The following is a 17,464-nucleotide window of genomic DNA, read 5'->3' on the forward strand; positions in this document are numbered from 1 at the left end:
GAGAGCATCATGAGCACTGAAATGACTCAACCCAAAGACAAGCAGTATGGTCGTCCGGATGATGAGAAAATCATTGACTTTATGAAGATTGCCAAACCGGCAGCAATCTTCTCCATTATCCTAACCTTGGCCAGTATTTTCTTTCTGGTCACCAAAGGGTTAAATCTGGGTCTTGATTTTACTGGTGGTGTATCAGCCGAGTTAAATTATTCGCAGCCCGTCAAACAGTCCGATGTCAGTAAAGCACTAGTTCAAGCAGGATTCACCGATCCTGTGGTACAGAATCTGGGAAGTGAGCGTGACTTGCTGATCCGTATGCCTGCACTGGAAGAATCGGTCGATAATCTAAAGGCACATATACAGCAAGCGGCCACCATGCCCAATAACGAACTGACCGTAAGTAAGGTCGATTCTGTTGGCTCGCAAGTGGGTAATGAACTTTACCTGCGTTCTGCCGGCGCAGTGGCTTTGGCATTATTGTTAATGCTGATCTATGTGACCATTCGCTTCGAGTTTAAATTGGCAGTTGGCGCAGTACTTTCACTGTTCCACGATATCATCGTCACACTGGGTTTCTTTGCCTTTTTCCAATGGCCTTTTGACCTAACCGTATTGGCAGCATTGCTGGCGATTATTGGTTTCTCGCTGAATGATAATATCGTTGTCTCAGACCGTATCCGTGAAAACTTCCGTAAAATCCGTGGCGCGACACCACGTGAGGTGGTAGATATTTCCCTGACCGAAACATTACGTCGTACCATTCATACATCCATGACCCTGTTACTGGTTGTGGTTGCTATGATGGTATTGGGTGGTGATGGTTTACACTGGTTCTCGATTGCCATGTTTATTGGGGTCTTTGTGGGTACGTATTCATCAATTTATATTGGTACCACCTATGCCCTATGGCGAGGCCTGAACCGTCAGGACTTTATCGTTCAGGTTAAACCGGAATTTGATGAAGAAGAAGTACATATCCCTTAAGGTGAATCGATCTACAGAATAGCGTCTTCGGACGCTATTTTTTTAGCCAGAAAAAATCAGCGATTGTAATAATAAATCTTTTTGTCGATATGCCACAGTCAACATCGAATCCGGTAATTGCAAACATTGATAGGTAAACTGACCTAATTCAGAATGATCTACCATACCGAAATCCCAGCTTGGATGTGCTCGGCTATTTAACTCTTTTAAACTTAACCGAATGCCCAAACCATGAGCTTTTAAAACCGCTTCCTTGATCGTCCAGATTTTAAACCAGAATGCACGATCAAAACCGGTTGCTTGCCAGCTTATAAACTCATCGGGATGAAAAGCATGTTGCGCTAGAGCATGCATGCGTACATGACGGGAAAAGTCCTCAATATCAATGCCGAGATCCTGCACATCTTCACTATAAGCCAAAGCATAATATTTTTGACTATGGGAATGATTAAAATACAGCTTGGCAGGCATCAAACTCACGGGTTTACCATAGGCATTCTTTCCACCGATAAAACCTAGATACCGTGCCGAAAGTAACCTATTTCTACGCTGTCTTAATTCTTCTCGCGCGGCAGGTAATAAACGAATTGCATCATCATACACTGCCAAAACAGGCAGTATATTTTTAAGGCGTTGATAATCTAAAAAAATCGTCATGCATAATACGCTCTTCCAATGCCATGACAATTATACCCGTTTATGACGCCTGAGATACTACCGCTAAAACACTCTCAACATTATCTGGCTGGGACACCAATATAGTTGCAACTGTACGACCAGTTTCCGTTTGAATATGGCAATCAAAAATACCAATTTGATGACGATTTAAAAATTGTAAAGAGATTTCGATCAGCAGTTCTTCACCTACTGCAAAATAATCCTGTGCCATCTCGAAGCGTTTTGAACCCAGTAAAAATCCAAGTTTTGGCTTATTACCTTTCAATCGCTCCTGTACACCACCAAACATGGCAATGGTTTGTGCCATAATTTCTATCGCCACCCAACTTGGTAAACCCTGCGCCTCGATAAATGGCATATCTGGACGAATGGTGACTTTAGCAATACAGCCATTGTCTTTGACTTCTACCAGTTCATCGAGTAACAACATGGGTGCCCGATGTGGAATATAATAGTCAGCATGACGTGGGAGATCGGAAAGTTGCATGAGATATTCCTTATGACTGTTGATCTTTTGGCTGTTCATCTTTAAAAAATAAACGACCACTGGCAACAACATCCTGTGCTGCATTGGTCAGCTTAAAATTCATGGATTGTTCAGTTTGTTCAAGCACAATAAAAATCTCTTGATCTGGCAGGATAAAGTTCTGAAAGCGTAACTGTTCTATCCGCTGAATCACACCCAGACTGGCAAAATATTGCGAAATGATTTGCTGAACCATGGCAATTTGCGCCACACCGGGGAATACTGCAAATTCTGGGAAATGCCCTTCGAAGGCCAATAATTCCTTATTAACTTTTGCTTTAAATTGTAGTTTATCTGCTTCCTGTGCAACACATTGTGCCATTGGAATAAACTGCCCCATAGTCGCAATCCTATATGCAATATCTAGATACGGATTGAGTGAATCCGTATTCATAAGTGAATATTTGTACACTTATAAGCATAGTCACTCTTTAGGTTCACAACAATGGCGAATCTTCACAGTCTGAATATTTCATTATTGTCTTAAAACATCATATGCAAGCCTAGAGATGTAACATTCTTTAATATAAGTATGTTATAAACTTAAAAACAATCAGCGCCAAACTTGGTCAATATAAACATCACGAAATTACCAATGTACACTTTGTGTCTTTATTTCTTATTTAGATAGATTCTTTACTCATCACCTATATTTATTGAAATAAAGCAGTGCAGAAATGTGTTATAAATTGCGCATATTTTTTGCTGTATGGCGCAATGCTTAAATCTTTTTATCCTTTTATTTATCTTGTTATCTTGCTTTTCCCTGCATTATTCACGGGCGGATTGTTGGCATTTGCCGGAAATGCTGCTGATGGTATCCGTTTAGGTTGTTTATCCTTGCTCGGCTGCGCCATTTTTTATTACGCAGTCAAACGGCAAAGCAAATTACTTTATATCCTGACCGTTATTTGGTGGCTGATTTTCTGGCTTGATAGTGTATTACGTGCAACAAGCTGGTTCCTGTTTGATAGTGATACCAATGCCTATTTTATTATGCAAGCCATCGCCAATACGAGTCGACACGAAACTCTTGAGTTTTTACAGACGCTTCATCACAACCTCATGATACTACTGTCGCTATTGTCAGTGATGTCACTGGTTTACTTTTCATACTTGTTTAAATATTTCAAGGCAGAACAATTAAATACTTTATTGCAGCAAAGGTTTAGTCGTTATGTGATTATTTTTTGCAGTATCATCATGATCGCCAGTTATGCCATGCGCCCTGCACGTGCATTATTTCCAGTACTATACTGGCAAAACTACTATGCAGAAATACAAGAATTTCAGGATGGAATTTTAAAGCATAAGAATTTACAACAGCAATGGGCACAATACGCCCAAAACAATCTTGTTTACCAGAAAAGTTTTCAGCAACAACAAACGCATGTGTTGGTATTATCGGAAAGTATCACCAGTCTGAATTTGGGCGTATGTGGCTATGATCGTGAAACAACACCTGAGCTCAAAAAGCGCCTTGATCAGCTTTATATATTTTGTCAGGCTTACTCACCTTACCCTTCGACCATTAATTCACTTAGGGTCAACCTAACCAATAGTTCTGCGATCTTACCCAATGATGAACCAACAGAAAGTTTAATTAGCTATGCTGAAGCTGCCGGTTTTAAAGTCTATTGGCTGAGTAATCAAGATGACAGCTATATTTCCTCGTTGTTTGGTTCCGATGCAACAGTAAGTTTTTATAACAATAAACGTTCCGGGCGTAGTAGTCAGGCACTAGATGAACAATTACTCCCCGCATATTTCGATGCCCTAGCAGATCCGTACCCGAAGAAGCTGATTATCCTGCATTTGATTGGTGCGCATCCCAATTATGCAGCGCGTTATCCAATTAAATTCGATCATTTTAATAACGATAGTAATGACGAAACAGAAAATCTTTTGCAAGCTAATCACATCGGACTATGGGTACAATCTAAACGTAATAAATATGACAATGCCATTCTTTATCAGGACTGGCTCATTGCCCAGCTATTTGATCCTCTACAACAAAATACCACACTAGGACAGCGTTCCTTTATGTTTCTATCGGATCATGGTAATGAAGTCGGACATGAACTGGATTATGCAGGACACAGCCCAAATACGATTGCAGGCTATCAGGTCCCGGTAATTGTATGGCATGATCAAATGAAACTTCACGGAATTAACAATAAGGACATCATTGATACTGCCGAACTGGACACCAACCTTATGCACTTGATGGGGATTCGGGATAAAAATGATCTTCCTCAACTTTTCTGGCTAAATTCGGATTATCAATTTAAACCAAATGCGGCCTGGCCTTATTGGCAAAAGAAAACATCCTAGTTCCCTCACAGAATAAAACCCATAAAAAAACAGCATCTATGTCGATCACATAGATGCTGTTTTTAATCTTAAGATGAAGCGATGATATTAGCGTCTAAACTTCTTCTCTGCTTTTTTAAACTTCTGCACATAACGACGACGACGTGCAGCAGTACGCTCATCAACTTGCGATTTTCTACCTTCAAATGGATTTTCAGAGGTTTTAAAATCAATTCGAACTGGCGTGCCTTCCAGTTTGTAAACCTTACGGAATACATTTTCCAGATAACGACGATAATCCGCTGGCGTTTTATCCACTTTATTACCATGAATCACAATTGTTGGTGGATTCTGTCCGCCCATATGTGCATAACGCATTTTAATACGACGCCCCTGAATCTGCGGTGGTTGATGCTGTTCTGTGGCATCATTCAGGATTTGAGTTAATTTAGCCGGCGTTACTTTTAAATTGGCAGACTCATATGCACGATGAATCGATGGATATAAATCACCGACACCCGTACCATGCAATGCCGAAATCAGATGAATTTTTGCCCATGGAATAAAGTCAAAACGTCGTTCGATCTCCATTTTGACCTGACTGCGATCATAATCGCTCATGCCATCCCATTTGTTGATGGCAATCACCAATGCACGACCAGCTTCCAGCGCATATCCAATCAGATGCAAATCCTGCTCAACAATCCCTTCACGCGCATCAATGACCACCACAATCACATTGGCATCTTTAATGGCTTGCAAGGTTTTAACGATAGAGAATTTCTCAACCGTTTCATCGACTTTGCCTTTACGTCGAACCCCAGCGGTATCAATCAAAGTATATTGACGACCATTACGTTCAAACGGGATATACACCGAATCACGCGTCGTTCCTGGCATATCAAAGACCACAACACGATCTTCACCCAGTAAACGATTGACCAGTGTTGATTTACCAACATTGGGGCGACCAATCATGGCAAGGCGTAAACCAGTGTTTTTATCGTGCTCTTCCGGATTTTCATCTTCGGGTACATCTGCCAGAACATCTTCCAGCATTTGTGCTACACCACGACCATGGCTGGCAGCCACATGCATCGGCTCACCAAAGCCCAGTTTAAAAAACTCTGTCACAGCAGCTTCTGCATGCGTGCCATCAACTTTATTGGCGACCAGAAATACTTTCTTGCCTAAAGTACGTAACTCACGGGCAATTTGCTCATCTGAGGCCAGCAAGCCAGCACGGGCATCAACCACAAAGATAATGATATCGGCTTCATGAATGGCAGTTTTGGATTGCTCTGCCATATAAGAATCAATACCTTGCTCACTTTCACCAATCCCACCGGTATCGACCACGATAAAGGATTTATTCTGGTAAGTCGCATCACCATATTTACGATCCCGAGTGAGACCGGCAAAGTCGGCAACAAGTGCATCACGACTTTTTGTGATTTGATTAAAAAGTGTAGATTTTCCGACGTTTGGACGCCCGATTAACGCAATAACTGGTTTCATAAAACTGTCTTTAAAAATCAGGGAGTTTGCCAAACACTAAAGTTGCCTTTAGTTGTCGCAACATAAAGTAAATTATCTTCTACACGTAAAGTACGCACATCACCAGAAGTTTTTTCACGGCCATTAATTTTTCCTGTAGCTGGATCAATCAGATGTAAAACCCCTTCATAATCACCTACCACCAGAATATTACCCAAAACAACAGGATTACTCAGACCACGATGTGCAAGCTCATCGGTTTCCCAAAGTTTGTTGCCATTATATAAATCATAAGCAACCAAACTGCCATCAGTATTGGCCACATAAACCGCTTGATTATCCACTGCTGGACTATTCAAACTGCTGGCTTTTTCAGACCACAACACTTGCTGAGAAGTTAAATCTACAACAGTGACCTGACCCTGAAAACTGACCGTGACCATCTTATCACCGATCACCACAGGCTGACCATCAATATCAATTAAACGCTGAATGTCACCACGGCCATCATTCACTGCAACCCGACGCTGCCAGTTCGGCACACCAGTAATCACATCCAGCGCATAAACATAGCCATTTGCAGATGCTACAGCAATAGTACGATCATCAATCACTGTTGGAGCTGCATAACCACGTACGCGTAAAGAAGTATCCGGTAAATCAAAGGTCCAGATCAGTTGACCACTACGCACATCATTGGCAAATACTGTGCCATCATTGCTGATACTGACCACACGATTCTGGAAAATCAAAGCTGGGCTTAAGATAGATCCGGTAAGTTGTTGTTGCCACAAGGTCTGGCCTGTTTTGGCATCCAGTGCAAAAATCTGCCCCTGACGATTGCCAACAATCGCAACACCCTGTCCGACAGATACACCCGCAGTTAAAGCCTTACTTGGACGAACTTCCCAGAGTTTGTTTTTGCCATTGGTAGCCGCCACCTTACCATCCGGATCGACACTGTAATACACACCATCAAAACGGTCTAGCTGATAACGTAAAGGATCATGCTTTGGACTGGATGAAACACTAGTCTGAAAAACTGGTTTTAACTGTTGTGTGACTTGAATCTTTGGTAACGGATTCGGTTTTGGCTCTTCAACTTTAATGCCACTTTTGCTCGAACAACCGAGTAAAGCAATCGATAAGAGGGTAAATGCAAAAGGAATTTTAACGATATTTTTCATCGGTTATGACTCGCTCGGAATGTTCGCAGATGCTTGACTAGGGGTTAAAACTGGACTTTCAATTTTAGGATCTTCTACTAAAACACCCAAGTTTGCCAATTTAATTTGTAATAATTCACGAGGTTGTTCACGTTCAACCAAAACATCCCACGCTTGTTGATAGGCTTTTTTTGCAGCCTCAGGATCATTTTTCGCGACATAAATATCGCCTTTTGCTTCGGCAACCGACGGAATAAATGCTTCATTATTAATGCCATCAAGTGTCTTTAATGCTGCATCCAATTGCTCCTGAGCAACTTGCGTATAGGCCAGATGGAGTTTAACAATGGATTTTAAGCCTTTATCTTTAACTTTACTGGTTTCTGCCTGAGTTAAAATTTTGTTGGCTGTCGCATAATCTTTTTTATCAAATGCAAGTTTTGCCAGTAACAATTGGGTCTGAACCGCTTGTGCACTGTTTGGACTTTCCTGCACAATTTTATTCGCATCCGCCGTCAGCTTTTGATAACTGGCATCATCAACAGCAGCAAGTTGCGATTGGTTCAGTACATTTTGATATTGAACAGTCAGATTGCTTGAGCTTACAGTTTGTTTCTTTTCCCACCATTGCCAGCCGAAAAACACACAAAGTGCAAGAAGTACACCTGTCACAATAGGCGAACCATAGCGTTTAACAAAGGAACTTAACTTTTCCTTTTGTTCATCGTCTGTCATTGCGGTCATGTATACTTCCTTTTCCAAATTTAATTCTATGAATCTGCGTTAACAATTTACAGTTTACTGCTTTTGAGTGCAGAGTACCTGCTGTAAATAAGCCACCAATTGATCAATATCAACATGCTGTTGTTCAGCATTGGCCAGATGTTTCACCAGTACTTGCTGATTTTCCCATTCACGCTCACCTAAAATCACCGCAAGCGTCGCACCAGATTGATCCGCTTTTTTCATCTGGCTTTTCATGCTGCCCTGCGATCCGGTTTTTAAACGAATGCTTAATGCAGCCTGTTCAAACTGATTACGCAATTGTTCTGCCAACACCAGTGCTTTACCTTGATATGCAGGTTCGGCCAGTAAAAACACTTCACAATCGGTAATGGTTTCTGTCAGTTGCTGTTCCAATAACAATAACAAACGTTCCATTCCCATGGCAAAACCAACCGCAGGCACCGATTGATCCACTTTACCTTTTAGCTGTCCGACCAGACCATCATAACGTCCACCAGCACACACTGTGCCTTGTGAACCCAAATGTGTGGTGGTCCATTCAAATACTGTTTTATTATAATAATCCAGACCGCGCACAAGTTTCTGATTAATGACAAATTGAATGCCAGCATCAGTTAAATACTGTTGTAACTGCTGAAAATGATCCAGACTATCCTGTTGCAGGAAATCATGTAACTTGGGTGCTTGCTCTAGAATTTTTTGTGTACTTTCGATTTTTGAATCCAGAATACGCAGCGGATTGGTGCTTAAACGACGTTGCGAATCTTCATCCAGCGCATCTTTATGCTGGTTTAAAAACTCAACCAATGCAGCACGATATTGGGCACGCTCATCGATTTCACCCAGTGTATTAAGCTCAAGCTGAACCTTATCTGCCACACCCATACGCTGCCATAAACGGGCAGTCATCAAAATCACTTCGGCATCCATATCCGGTGTTGCCACACCAAAAGTTTCCACACCAAACTGATGAAACTGACGATAACGTCCCTTTTGCGGTTTTTCATAACGAAACATCGGTCCGACATACCAGACCCGAGGTGTTGCACCACGTAAAAGGTTATGTTCCAGCATGGCACGTACACAGCCTGCTGTTCCTTCCGGACGTAAAGTTAATGATTCTGGCGGATTACCCTTGTCCAGAAAGGTGTACATTTCTTTTTCAACAATATCGGTCGCATCACCAATCGAGCGTTTAAATAGACTGGTTTGTTCAACAATCGGTAAACGAATCTGTTGATAACCATAGGCATCCATTAAAGACGCAAGATGCTGCTCCAAACGACGCCATGCAGGTGTTTGGGCAGGAAGAATATCGTTAAAACCTTTAATTGCTGTAATTGAACTCATGACCTACTCAGGAACTTGTACGAATAATCTCTTTTGATTTAGCTTCTTCAAGCTCTTTAACACGTTGACGAACCATTGTTTCGACTTCATCAACCAACTTATCTGTATCAATTAAATGGCTTTTTTCACCATTGCGATACACCAATGACCGAGGACTTGCCCCAACCACCCCAATATCTGCTTCTTTCGCTTCGCCAGGACCATTGACCTTACAGCCAATCACCGAGACATCCATCGGTGTACGAATATCTTCCAAACGCTCTTCAAGCATTTGCATGGCTTTAATCACGTTAAATTCTTGTCGTGAACAGCTTGGACATGCAATAAAGTTAATGCCATTGGAACGTAAACCCAGCGATTTTAAAATATCAAAACCGATCTTAACTTCATCTTCAGGTTCTGCTGCCAATGAAATTCGCATGGTATCGCCAATGCCTTCGAGCAACAAACCACCTAATGCAATGGCTGACTTGACCGTACCAGTTCGATAGATCCCAGCTTCGGTTACACCCAGATGTAAAGGATTATCAATTTGTTTGGATAATAAACGATACGCATCCAAAGTCAAAAAAACATTTGAAGCTTTGACACTGATTTTAAATTCATGAAAATTCAGACGGTCTAAAATATCAATATGACGCATGGCTGATTCAAGCAATGCCTCACCTGTCGGCTCGCCATATTTTTTCTGTAAATCTTTTTCCAATGAACCAGCATTGACCCCGATACGCATGGAAATATCGTGATGACGTGCAGCCGCGACAACTTCACGAATCTTGTCTTCCGAACCAATATTGCCCGGATTGATGCGTAAACAGTCGGCACCACGGTCTGCCACAGCCAGCGCAATTTTATAATCGAAATGAATATCTGCCACCAGCGGCACTTGCACCTGTTTGCGTATTTCGCCAAATGCTTCTGCAGCTTGCATGGACGGAACGGATACGCGCACGATATCGGCACCTGCATTCGCACAGCGCTGAATTTGTGCCACCGTAGCATCAACATCGCAAGTTTCGGTATTGGTCATGGTTTGCACACTGATCGGTGCATCGCCGCCCACATAGACCGAACCGACACGAATCTTGCGTGTCGGACGACGTTGAATTGGATTGTGCATCATGATGTTTTACCTGTACAAGACGCCAAATGAATAAAACAAAACCTAAGGAGACAATCTAAAATCGGCAGAACCATTAGATTTTGTATAGCTAGATAAGCCAATCGTCTCATTATTGAGTTTCAGTTTGACTGCACTTGCATCATCTAAGCGAATACTAAATGGTGCCTGCCCGTTTAAATTTAAAGTCGTTGCCTGACGACCCTGTGCCAGAGTTTTACCCGTCACATCAGTAATCATAACCGATGTCGGCTGACTAAACTCCAGTACCAGTTGATCTTCACTACCAGCATGCGTTGCAGCACCACTGCTCATCGGCAACACTTCTACAACACGATTATTGCTCCCGACAGAATCAACTTCTGTCACGGATTTTTTACTGTTCCAGTTACTCAAACCAGCCCAAATTGCCCAAAGCAGTACCAATAACACAATGAGAACAAACAGACGTTTAACCCATTTATTAATGCCACGTCGCCCACTACTGGACAAGCGTCCCATAATCTTGATTGGAGAATCCTTTAAGGCATGATTTGGAGGCAAACCAGTATCATTACTATAAATTTCATCAAATCGTTGAATTAATACAGTCGCATCAGTATTCAAAAATTTGGCATAGGCTCGATAATAGCCTTTAATAAAAGGTGCTTCGGGCAAAGCCTTATAATCATCTTTTTCCAAAGCGGCCAGTTGTTTCTCGGGAATCTTTAATTCCTGTGCAACCTCGGACAGCTCTTTTTTCTGAGACAAACGAATTTGACGCAAATACTCGCCAGGACGTTGAGAATTTCCTAATCCAGAAGATGTAGAAGTCGTAGATTTAGGAGTATTTGAGTTTATTTCCATACCGCCTCAGAACTATTTTGTAGCTGTAAATATCGTTTATATTCGGGACTATCCGGAAATTGGGCCCGTAATTGGTTCACCAGTACCTTCATTCCCATCTCATCATTTCGTGCACGTGCCAAGCGTAAACCAATCCATAACGCACGCGCACCTTGATTGGTCTGTCCAGTATAGCGGACATAATCTTCATACATTTGCCCCGCCAATGTAAAGCGTTGCTGATAATAAAGCAATTCTGCCAACTCCAGACGGGAGATAACAGCATCACGATTGGCTTGTAATGCTTGTGTAAATGCCTGCTCGGCGCTGGCATTATCATCCAGCTTTAAATAGGTACGTCCCAAATTTTCCAGTGCAGAAAAACGCTGTTCATAACCCAGTGTCGTCCCTGCAATTTTAAATTGTTCTATTGCCTCTTTGTAACGGCCCTGCTGGAATAAATATGTACCATAATTGTTACGAGCCTGAGGATATTTTGCGTCAATCGAAATTGCACGTCTAAAGTATTCTTCTGCTTTTTTCATGTTGGTCGGGCTGCCCTCTTGCTGCAACAGCACCCCCATCATCAAATTTGCCTCAATCGAACGTGGGTTAATCTTCAAAGCCTGATCAAGCTCATTTTTAGCTTTGTCTAAATCACCCGTACGGATATATTCGGCAGCCAGTTGCGTACGCAACTGAACAGCTCTGGCAGGATTTTTATCACCAAGTGTCGAATTGGACGTGGTGGTCTGACAGCCTGTCACGGCCCACATTGTACACGCCAGTATTATGATCTGACCAAACCGAGCTACTTTCATCCCACCCATAACCTTTTAATTAATCACCTTGCGTTCTTAAAATCTCACCCTGCTGGCTTGCAACTTTTTTCTGCCAACGCTCTGCACGGCGAGTACGGTCTGCAACCTGTCCAACCAATTGACCACATGCTGCATCAATATCATCACCACGCGTTTGTCGAATCGTACACACAAATCCGGCATCTGACAAAGTTTTTTGAAATGCCATGATCCGATTTCGGCTGGATCGTCCATAAGGTGCATGAGGAAAAGGATTAAAAGGAATTAGATTAATTTTGCTTGGCAAATCTTTAAGCAGTTTTAATAATTGCTGCGCATGCTCTGCTTTATCATTCACACCATCGAGCATGACATATTCAATGGTGATATGTTTGCGGCTACTTTCATTGCCATCTTTGGCAAGATACCGCTGTGCCGCTGGAATCAATTGTTCCAGTGGATATTTCTTATTAATCGGCACCAGTTCATCACGCAGCTCATTATTTGGTGCGTGTAAGGAAATTGCCAGAGCGACATCAATGGTTTCTGCCAGTTTATCAATCATCGGTACAACGCCGGAAGTTGATAAAGTCACACGACGTTTTGACATGCCATAAGCAAAATCATCCAGCATCAATGCCATAGAAGCGACCACGGGCTCGAAATTAAGCAAAGGTTCACCCATACCCATCATTACCACATTGGTAACCGTACGGCTACGCTCGGCAACCGGCACATCTTCCATATACGACTGATTGGCGACCCAAAGCTGACCGATAATCTCGGCAGGTGTAAGATCGCGTTGAAAACCCTGTTTCCCGGTAGAACAGAAGGAACAATCCAGCGCACAACCAACCTGAGATGAAATACACAATGTTTTACGGGCACCAGTTTTATCATTGGCTGGAATCAATACGGTTTCCACCAAAGAACCCGCTCCATCGCCAACCCGAAATACCCATTTACGGGTACCATCTTTGGAATAATTGCGATGTACGACTTCAGGCGCACGAATTTCGGCAACCTTTTCCAGTTTTTCCCGTAATTTGCCCGAAATATTGGTCATTTGGGCAAAGTCAGTGACCCCAAACTGGTGAATCCATTTCATGACCTGACCAGCACGGAATTTCTTTTCCCCCAATTGCTCAAAAAACTGTTCCAGTTCAGGACGCGTCATGCCTAACAGGTTTACTTTTTCCACAGCAAACACTGCTGCGGAAGAACCTTGTTCTGGCGCGGATGTCGATTGTGGCATTACAGCATTCATGAGCAGACCTATTTCGCTATTTGGCTTTGGGTGCGTAAATTAAATTCGGTAAAAATGTCACGTCTGGATAAAAAGTACGTGAAAAGAAATTTGCATCAATAAAAAACCAGATAAGTATAACACTTATCTGGTTGGTGTACTGTTAAGAATTAACGTGTACGTGGATAGATCTCATCTGCATTGAAGAAGTATGCAATTTCACGTTCAGCTGATGCAACAGAATCTGAACCATGTGCAGCATTTTCATCGATGCTTACTGCAAAATCTGCACGGATTGTACCAGGTGCAGCTTCTTTCGGGTTAGTTGCGCCAAGAATGTCGCGGTGTGCAAGTACAGCATTTTCGCCTTCAAGTACAGAAACCACAACAGGACCAGAAGTCATGAATTCAACCAGATCGTTAAAGAAACCACGTTCTTTATGCTCTGCATAAAAACCTTCTGCATCTGCTTTTGACAAATGTTTGTATTTGATCGCAACAGGTTTTAAACCAGCTTTTTCAAAACGTGCAATGATGTCACCGATGTGGTTTTTGCCTACAGCATCTGGCTTAATAATAGATAAAGTACGTTCAATCGCCATGATTGGCTCCCTAATGGTAATGTTAACCGAAAAAAATTTTCCGCATTATATACGAGCATCCCCCTTAAGATATAGAGCGATTTCGCAATAACTCAGTCTTTTCAACAAAATTTACACGATAAGTGATACAAACTAATTTGCTTCGTCAATCCATGCCATCTGGATCGCTTCCAGAATGCCTTCACTGGATTTATTCGGATCATCTGCAAAATCAGGCAATGCACAAATCCACTGGTGTAAATCGGTAAAACGGATATATTGCGGATCAACTTCGGGATGAGCTTCATAAAGTTCAATTGCAATATCGATTGTATCTGTCCAGCGTAACGCCATGGTGGTTCACCTAAATTTCATATTGGCAGATACTTTAACAAAAAATTGTAGCGAGACAATCTTAAAGTCTATATTTTAACGGCCAACTATTCACACTTTACAGAATGATGTTAAACACAGGTGCCAGCCAAAGCGTCAATGATGCCACAACCACGCCGATGGTTGCCCCGACGATCACATCGGTTGGATAATGCAGCCCCAAGATCATACGTGACAAGGCGATAAGTAAAGTAAAAGGCAGCATGATCAACAAGAGGATCGGCATAATCGAACCTAATATCGTCGTAATCATGACAGCATGCAGCGTATGTCCTGAAGGAAAACTAAAATGATCCAGTGGACGCTCTCCCAAGATAATCACCTGATGTACCTGATAAGGTCTGGGACGCACGGTATGACGTTTTAATACTTTATAAATCAATGTACCGACACTACTTGCTGCAATCAAATACATCACCTGAAAAAAATAACTGATGCCCTGCATAAACCAAACGATGCCCAGCATAGTGCCCCAAAACAGGCCATCGCCTAGTCGACTAATTGTTCTAAAGAAAAGTGCAATGTTTGGATTTTCAGACCAGTGATTAAGATAAACACAACTGCGTAAATCCCAATCCAGAATGGTTTTGTGTGCTATTTTAATTCTACTCATGGGTGTATCCCCCTACATTCGTGCATAAACCATTGGTTTCTTGGCAAACTGCGACAATGCCATTTCAAAATCTGCGACCGGTTTCTCCCAACCTTTATCTTTCGCCTTGATTGCCGCCAGCTCACCCATTTGCCTTAATGTTTTTAATTCTGGTAATTGTAGCAGCTTTTGCTGCCAGAGATTGCATTCACCAAGCGGTACCAGCCAACCAGTCTGTGCCTGCTCCAACATCTGACCAGCACAAGCATAATTATATGCCAATACTGGTAAGCCACTTGCCATGGCTTCGAGCACTACATTACCAAAAGTTTCTACCTGACTTGGGAAAACAAAAACATCGGCACTGGCATAACATTGTGATAAAACCTCACCAGTTTGTGCCCCCATAAACATCACATCAGGATAGTCTTGTTGATAGGTTGCAAGGATTGGACCATCACCCACCACAACCAATACAAATTTACGATTTTTTTGCGTTCTTTTTAATTGATGAAACGCCGAAAAAATTACAGGCAATTCTTTTTCCGGTGAAACCCGTCCTACAGACAATAATACCGTAGTTTCTTGATCTGCCTGCCATTGCTTGCGTAATGTCTCGCTACGGTAATGTGTATTAAACCGGCTTGCATCGACACCGCGGCCAATCACACGCATCGCACACTTCACTCCAAATGTCTGCAACTGATCCAGCGTAAACTGACTAGGGACACAGGTTAAATCGGTATTATTGTGAAACCATCTTAAATATTGTTGTAAAGGTTTCAACAAAAATGCCAGATCGAAATGACGACTAAAATCATGAAATGCCGAATGAAATCCACTGGAGATCGGAATCTGGCGTAATTTCGCCTGATTTAAAGCAGCCAGTCCCAAAGGACCTTCCGTGACGATATGCACAATATCCGGTTTAAATTGATCAAATGCCTGCCCAATCTTAAATACCTGTGGCAAACCAAACTGCAACTGACGATATTTTGGAATAGATTGTGATTTTACCAGACATTCCATATCCGGAATAAAGTCGTGACTTCTGGTTTTTTGTTGCGGACGAATCAATAAAATTTTGTGTCCACGCTTTTGTAATCCTTTTGCCAGTTGCAACATAGAAAAAGATACACCATTAATTTCGGGTGGCCATGTTTCACTGACAATCGCAATATTTAAACAATGCTGTGCTATTTTATTTTTATCCAGATCAATTGTTTTTGTACGATCAAAATACGCTGTTGAAGCAGTTTGATCCAATAATAAAGTCGGGACTTGAGGTGGCATATCGGTTTATCCTAATTTTTATCTTATACCGATAGCTTAAAAACAAAGTTTGACTTTTTTATGATCAAATGATGACAGTTCCATGAAGATGACCCACGCTCAACTGCCCCTACACATGTATTTTTTTATTTTCCATCAACTGATCCGCATTTTGCTGCATCCAATCACTTAAGGCATTTAAAGGTTGCTGCATGGTTAAACCCAAAGTCGTAATTTGATATTCCACCCTTGGCGGTATTTCGGGATAATGCCGCCGTTCTACCAATCCCAAGAGCACAAAATGTTTAAGATGCTTGGACAATTCCTTTTGTGTAATAGGCTGCAGAATCTGCAATAACTCGCCAAAACGCAAGGGTTCCTGTTGTTGAATCAGGCGATATAAAATCGGAATGGTCCATTTCCCAGATAAAATATCAACAAACTTCATTATTGGACAATTCAGATCCTGTGCAACATTTTTCATTTACATTTTCCTACATTTCTTTTGCTCAATAAGACACAAAATGCAAACCACATAGACACTCAGTATCCAATTGGATATTACTATCTTTTTCATACTTTTTAAAATAACAATAAGCTAAAGATAAAACATCAAGGAATATCTCATGCGTTTAAGTCATAAAAAAATCCTGATCACGGGTGCAACCAGTGGTATAGGCAAAGCCAGCGTTGAAGCCTGTCTAAACGAAGGGGCTTTTGTCTTTTTTACCGGACGTGATGCAAAAAAAGTGCGTGATTTACAAAAGCATTGGGGCAAACAAAGCCTTGGATTGGTCAGTGATGCTAGCGACTGGCAGGCACAATCCGCATTGGTTCAATCCATAACACAACATACTCCAACACTGGATGCGATTTATCTCAATGCAGGCGATGTGACGCATGCACCTTTAACAGAATGGGATAGCATTTCTTTTGATCGGGTTTTTAATACCAATGTTAAGGCACCTTTCTTTTTAATTCAGTCTGCTCTGCCACTATTATCCAAGAACAGCACAGTAATCCTGTGTGGCTCAACCTCCATTCATATTGGATTGGCACAAAGCAGTGTCTATGCTGCCAGTAAAGCAGCCCTGCGTTCATTGGTGAAAACATTATCTGGCGAACTATTGCAACGAAACATTCGCTTTAATTTATTATCGCCCGGCCCGACGTATACCGATGCTTTTGATAAACTGGGTTTACAAGATGAACAAAAACAACTGATGATTGATGAGATTAAAAATCTGGTGCCTCTAGGCCGTTTGGCAAAGCCCGAAGAACTGGCACAGGCAGTAGTATTTTTAGCATCTGACGAATCAAGATTTATGCTCGGTACAGAAATCCTGATGGATGGTGGGGTGGCAAATCTTTAAA

At 41.9% G+C, this 17,464-nt stretch carries 19 protein-coding genes; 3 read left to right on the forward strand and 16 right to left on the reverse strand.

Features of this window, described 5'->3' with window-relative positions; all coding sequences use genetic code 11:
* Positions 1–9 precede the first annotated feature (9 nt).
* The gene (secF, locus tag CAP51_RS03810; RefSeq protein WP_087619412.1) at positions 10–984 is read left to right on the forward strand and encodes a protein translocase subunit SecF; all 975 of its coding nucleotides are present in this window, start codon (positions 10–12) and stop codon (positions 982–984) included.
* Positions 985–1,026: 42 nt separating this feature from the next.
* Here secF and CAP51_RS03815 read toward each other — a convergent pair whose 3' ends face one another.
* The 3 genes from CAP51_RS03815 to CAP51_RS03825 are packed head-to-tail and all read right to left on the reverse strand — an operon-like array spanning position 1,027 to position 2,528.
* On the reverse strand, positions 1,027–1,641 hold the full coding sequence (locus tag CAP51_RS03815; RefSeq protein ID WP_087619413.1) for a 4'-phosphopantetheinyl transferase family protein: 615 nt from the start codon (positions 1,639–1,641) through the stop codon (positions 1,027–1,029).
* Positions 1,642–1,681: 40 nt separating this feature from the next.
* Complete coding sequence (locus tag CAP51_RS03820) at positions 1,682–2,149, reverse strand: hotdog family protein (RefSeq protein WP_087619414.1); 468 nt, start codon at positions 2,147–2,149, stop codon at positions 1,682–1,684.
* Positions 2,150–2,159: 10 nt separating this feature from the next.
* On the reverse strand, positions 2,160–2,528 hold the full coding sequence (locus CAP51_RS03825) for an ApeI family dehydratase (RefSeq protein ID WP_087619415.1): 369 nt from the start codon (positions 2,526–2,528) through the stop codon (positions 2,160–2,162).
* A 377-nt stretch (positions 2,529–2,905) separates the two neighbouring features.
* Here CAP51_RS03825 and CAP51_RS03830 point away from each other — a divergent pair, with 377 nt between their 5' ends.
* Positions 2,906–4,522, forward strand: a complete 1,617-nt coding sequence (locus CAP51_RS03830) for a phosphoethanolamine transferase (protein ID WP_087619416.1) — start codon at positions 2,906–2,908, stop codon at positions 4,520–4,522.
* 87 nt (positions 4,523–4,609) lie between these two features.
* Here CAP51_RS03830 and der read toward each other — a convergent pair whose 3' ends face one another.
* The 13 genes from der to CAP51_RS03895 form a co-directional block, all read right to left on the reverse strand.
* Positions 4,610–6,019 carry a ribosome biogenesis GTPase Der gene (gene der / locus CAP51_RS03835; RefSeq protein ID WP_087619417.1) on the reverse strand — a complete coding sequence of 470 codons (1,410 nt, stop codon included), beginning with the start codon at positions 6,017–6,019 and terminating at the stop codon, positions 4,610–4,612.
* 17 nt (positions 6,020–6,036) lie between these two features.
* Positions 6,037–7,185, reverse strand: a complete 1,149-nt coding sequence (gene bamB / locus CAP51_RS03840; RefSeq protein WP_087619418.1) for an outer membrane protein assembly factor BamB — start codon at positions 7,183–7,185, stop codon at positions 6,037–6,039.
* Positions 7,186–7,188: 3 nt separating this feature from the next.
* Positions 7,189–7,908, reverse strand: coding sequence for a YfgM family protein (locus tag CAP51_RS03845; protein ID WP_087619419.1), 720 nt, complete (start codon positions 7,906–7,908; stop codon positions 7,189–7,191).
* A 54-nt stretch (positions 7,909–7,962) separates the two neighbouring features.
* The gene (gene hisS, locus CAP51_RS03850) at positions 7,963–9,261 is read right to left on the reverse strand and encodes a histidine--tRNA ligase (RefSeq protein WP_087619420.1); all 1,299 of its coding nucleotides are present in this window, start codon (positions 9,259–9,261) and stop codon (positions 7,963–7,965) included.
* A 7-nt stretch (positions 9,262–9,268) separates the two neighbouring features.
* The gene (gene ispG, locus CAP51_RS03855; protein ID WP_087619421.1) at positions 9,269–10,384 is read right to left on the reverse strand and encodes a flavodoxin-dependent (E)-4-hydroxy-3-methylbut-2-enyl-diphosphate synthase; all 1,116 of its coding nucleotides are present in this window, start codon (positions 10,382–10,384) and stop codon (positions 9,269–9,271) included.
* Between the two features lie 42 nt (positions 10,385–10,426).
* A complete protein-coding gene (locus CAP51_RS03860) occupies positions 10,427–11,227 on the reverse strand; it encodes a helix-turn-helix domain-containing protein (protein WP_087619422.1) in 801 nt (266 codons plus the stop codon).
* The gene (gene pilW / locus CAP51_RS03865; RefSeq protein WP_087619878.1) at positions 11,218–12,027 is read right to left on the reverse strand and encodes a type IV pilus biogenesis/stability protein PilW; all 810 of its coding nucleotides are present in this window, start codon (positions 12,025–12,027) and stop codon (positions 11,218–11,220) included. The genes CAP51_RS03860 and pilW overlap by 10 nt, the downstream gene beginning before the upstream one ends.
* Positions 12,028–12,046: 19 nt before the next feature.
* Positions 12,047–13,261 carry a dual-specificity RNA methyltransferase RlmN gene (rlmN, locus tag CAP51_RS03870; RefSeq protein WP_245809085.1) on the reverse strand — a complete coding sequence of 405 codons (1,215 nt, stop codon included), beginning with the start codon at positions 13,259–13,261 and terminating at the stop codon, positions 12,047–12,049.
* A gap of 161 nt (positions 13,262–13,422) precedes the next feature.
* A complete protein-coding gene (ndk, locus tag CAP51_RS03875; protein WP_087619424.1) occupies positions 13,423–13,854 on the reverse strand; it encodes a nucleoside-diphosphate kinase in 432 nt (143 codons plus the stop codon).
* Between the two features lie 132 nt (positions 13,855–13,986).
* The gene (gene iscX / locus CAP51_RS03880; RefSeq protein ID WP_087619425.1) at positions 13,987–14,187 is read right to left on the reverse strand and encodes a Fe-S cluster assembly protein IscX; all 201 of its coding nucleotides are present in this window, start codon (positions 14,185–14,187) and stop codon (positions 13,987–13,989) included.
* A gap of 97 nt (positions 14,188–14,284) precedes the next feature.
* Positions 14,285–14,839, reverse strand: a complete 555-nt coding sequence (locus CAP51_RS03885) for a phosphatase PAP2 family protein (protein ID WP_087619426.1) — start codon at positions 14,837–14,839, stop codon at positions 14,285–14,287.
* A 12-nt stretch (positions 14,840–14,851) separates the two neighbouring features.
* A complete protein-coding gene (locus tag CAP51_RS03890; protein WP_087619427.1) occupies positions 14,852–16,111 on the reverse strand; it encodes a glycosyltransferase family 4 protein in 1,260 nt (419 codons plus the stop codon).
* A 109-nt stretch (positions 16,112–16,220) separates the two neighbouring features.
* Positions 16,221–16,574 (reverse strand): winged helix-turn-helix transcriptional regulator, encoded by a 354-nt coding sequence (locus tag CAP51_RS03895; RefSeq protein WP_087619428.1) that lies wholly within the window; start codon positions 16,572–16,574, stop codon positions 16,221–16,223.
* A 142-nt stretch (positions 16,575–16,716) separates the two neighbouring features.
* Between CAP51_RS03895 and CAP51_RS03900 the strand changes: the two genes are divergently transcribed.
* Positions 16,717–17,463, forward strand: coding sequence for an SDR family oxidoreductase (locus tag CAP51_RS03900; RefSeq protein ID WP_087619429.1), 747 nt, complete (start codon positions 16,717–16,719; stop codon positions 17,461–17,463).
* The last annotated feature ends 1 nt before the right edge of the window (position 17,464 follow it).

Origin of the sequence: Acinetobacter populi (genome assembly GCF_002174125.1) — a bacterium.
Lineage (GTDB): Bacteria > Pseudomonadota > Gammaproteobacteria > Pseudomonadales > Moraxellaceae > Acinetobacter > Acinetobacter populi.

Excerpts from the sequence above, each read along its gene's own strand:
- secF (WP_087619412.1), top strand. The coding sequence starts at position 10 with ATGAGCACTGAAATGACTCAACCCAAAGACAAGCAGTATGGTCGTCCG.
- CAP51_RS03815 (WP_087619413.1), bottom strand. The coding sequence starts at position 1,641 with ATGACGATTTTTTTAGATTATCAACGCCTTAAAAATATACTGCCTGTT.
- CAP51_RS03820 (WP_087619414.1), bottom strand. The coding sequence starts at position 2,149 with ATGCAACTTTCCGATCTCCCACGTCATGCTGACTATTATATTCCACAT.
- CAP51_RS03825 (WP_087619415.1), bottom strand. The coding sequence starts at position 2,528 with ATGGGGCAGTTTATTCCAATGGCACAATGTGTTGCACAGGAAGCAGAT.
- CAP51_RS03830 (WP_087619416.1), top strand. The coding sequence starts at position 2,906 with ATGCTTAAATCTTTTTATCCTTTTATTTATCTTGTTATCTTGCTTTTC.
- der (WP_087619417.1), bottom strand. The coding sequence starts at position 6,019 with ATGAAACCAGTTATTGCGTTAATCGGGCGTCCAAACGTCGGAAAATCT.
- bamB (WP_087619418.1), bottom strand. The coding sequence starts at position 7,185 with ATGAAAAATATCGTTAAAATTCCTTTTGCATTTACCCTCTTATCGATT.
- CAP51_RS03845 (WP_087619419.1), bottom strand. The coding sequence starts at position 7,908 with ATGACCGCAATGACAGACGATGAACAAAAGGAAAAGTTAAGTTCCTTT.
- hisS (WP_087619420.1), bottom strand. The coding sequence starts at position 9,261 with ATGAGTTCAATTACAGCAATTAAAGGTTTTAACGATATTCTTCCTGCC.
- ispG (WP_087619421.1), bottom strand. The coding sequence starts at position 10,384 with ATGATGCACAATCCAATTCAACGTCGTCCGACACGCAAGATTCGTGTC.
- CAP51_RS03860 (WP_087619422.1), bottom strand. The coding sequence starts at position 11,227 with ATGGAAATAAACTCAAATACTCCTAAATCTACGACTTCTACATCTTCT.
- pilW (WP_087619878.1), bottom strand. The coding sequence starts at position 12,027 with ATGAAAGTAGCTCGGTTTGGTCAGATCATAATACTGGCGTGTACAATG.
- rlmN (WP_245809085.1), bottom strand. The coding sequence starts at position 13,261 with ATGCCACAATCGACATCCGCGCCAGAACAAGGTTCTTCCGCAGCAGTG.
- ndk (WP_087619424.1), bottom strand. The coding sequence starts at position 13,854 with ATGGCGATTGAACGTACTTTATCTATTATTAAGCCAGATGCTGTAGGC.
- iscX (WP_087619425.1), bottom strand. The coding sequence starts at position 14,187 with ATGGCGTTACGCTGGACAGATACAATCGATATTGCAATTGAACTTTAT.
- CAP51_RS03885 (WP_087619426.1), bottom strand. The coding sequence starts at position 14,839 with ATGAGTAGAATTAAAATAGCACACAAAACCATTCTGGATTGGGATTTA.
- CAP51_RS03890 (WP_087619427.1), bottom strand. The coding sequence starts at position 16,111 with ATGCCACCTCAAGTCCCGACTTTATTATTGGATCAAACTGCTTCAACA.
- CAP51_RS03895 (WP_087619428.1), bottom strand. The coding sequence starts at position 16,574 with ATGAAAAATGTTGCACAGGATCTGAATTGTCCAATAATGAAGTTTGTT.
- CAP51_RS03900 (WP_087619429.1), top strand. The coding sequence starts at position 16,717 with ATGCGTTTAAGTCATAAAAAAATCCTGATCACGGGTGCAACCAGTGGT.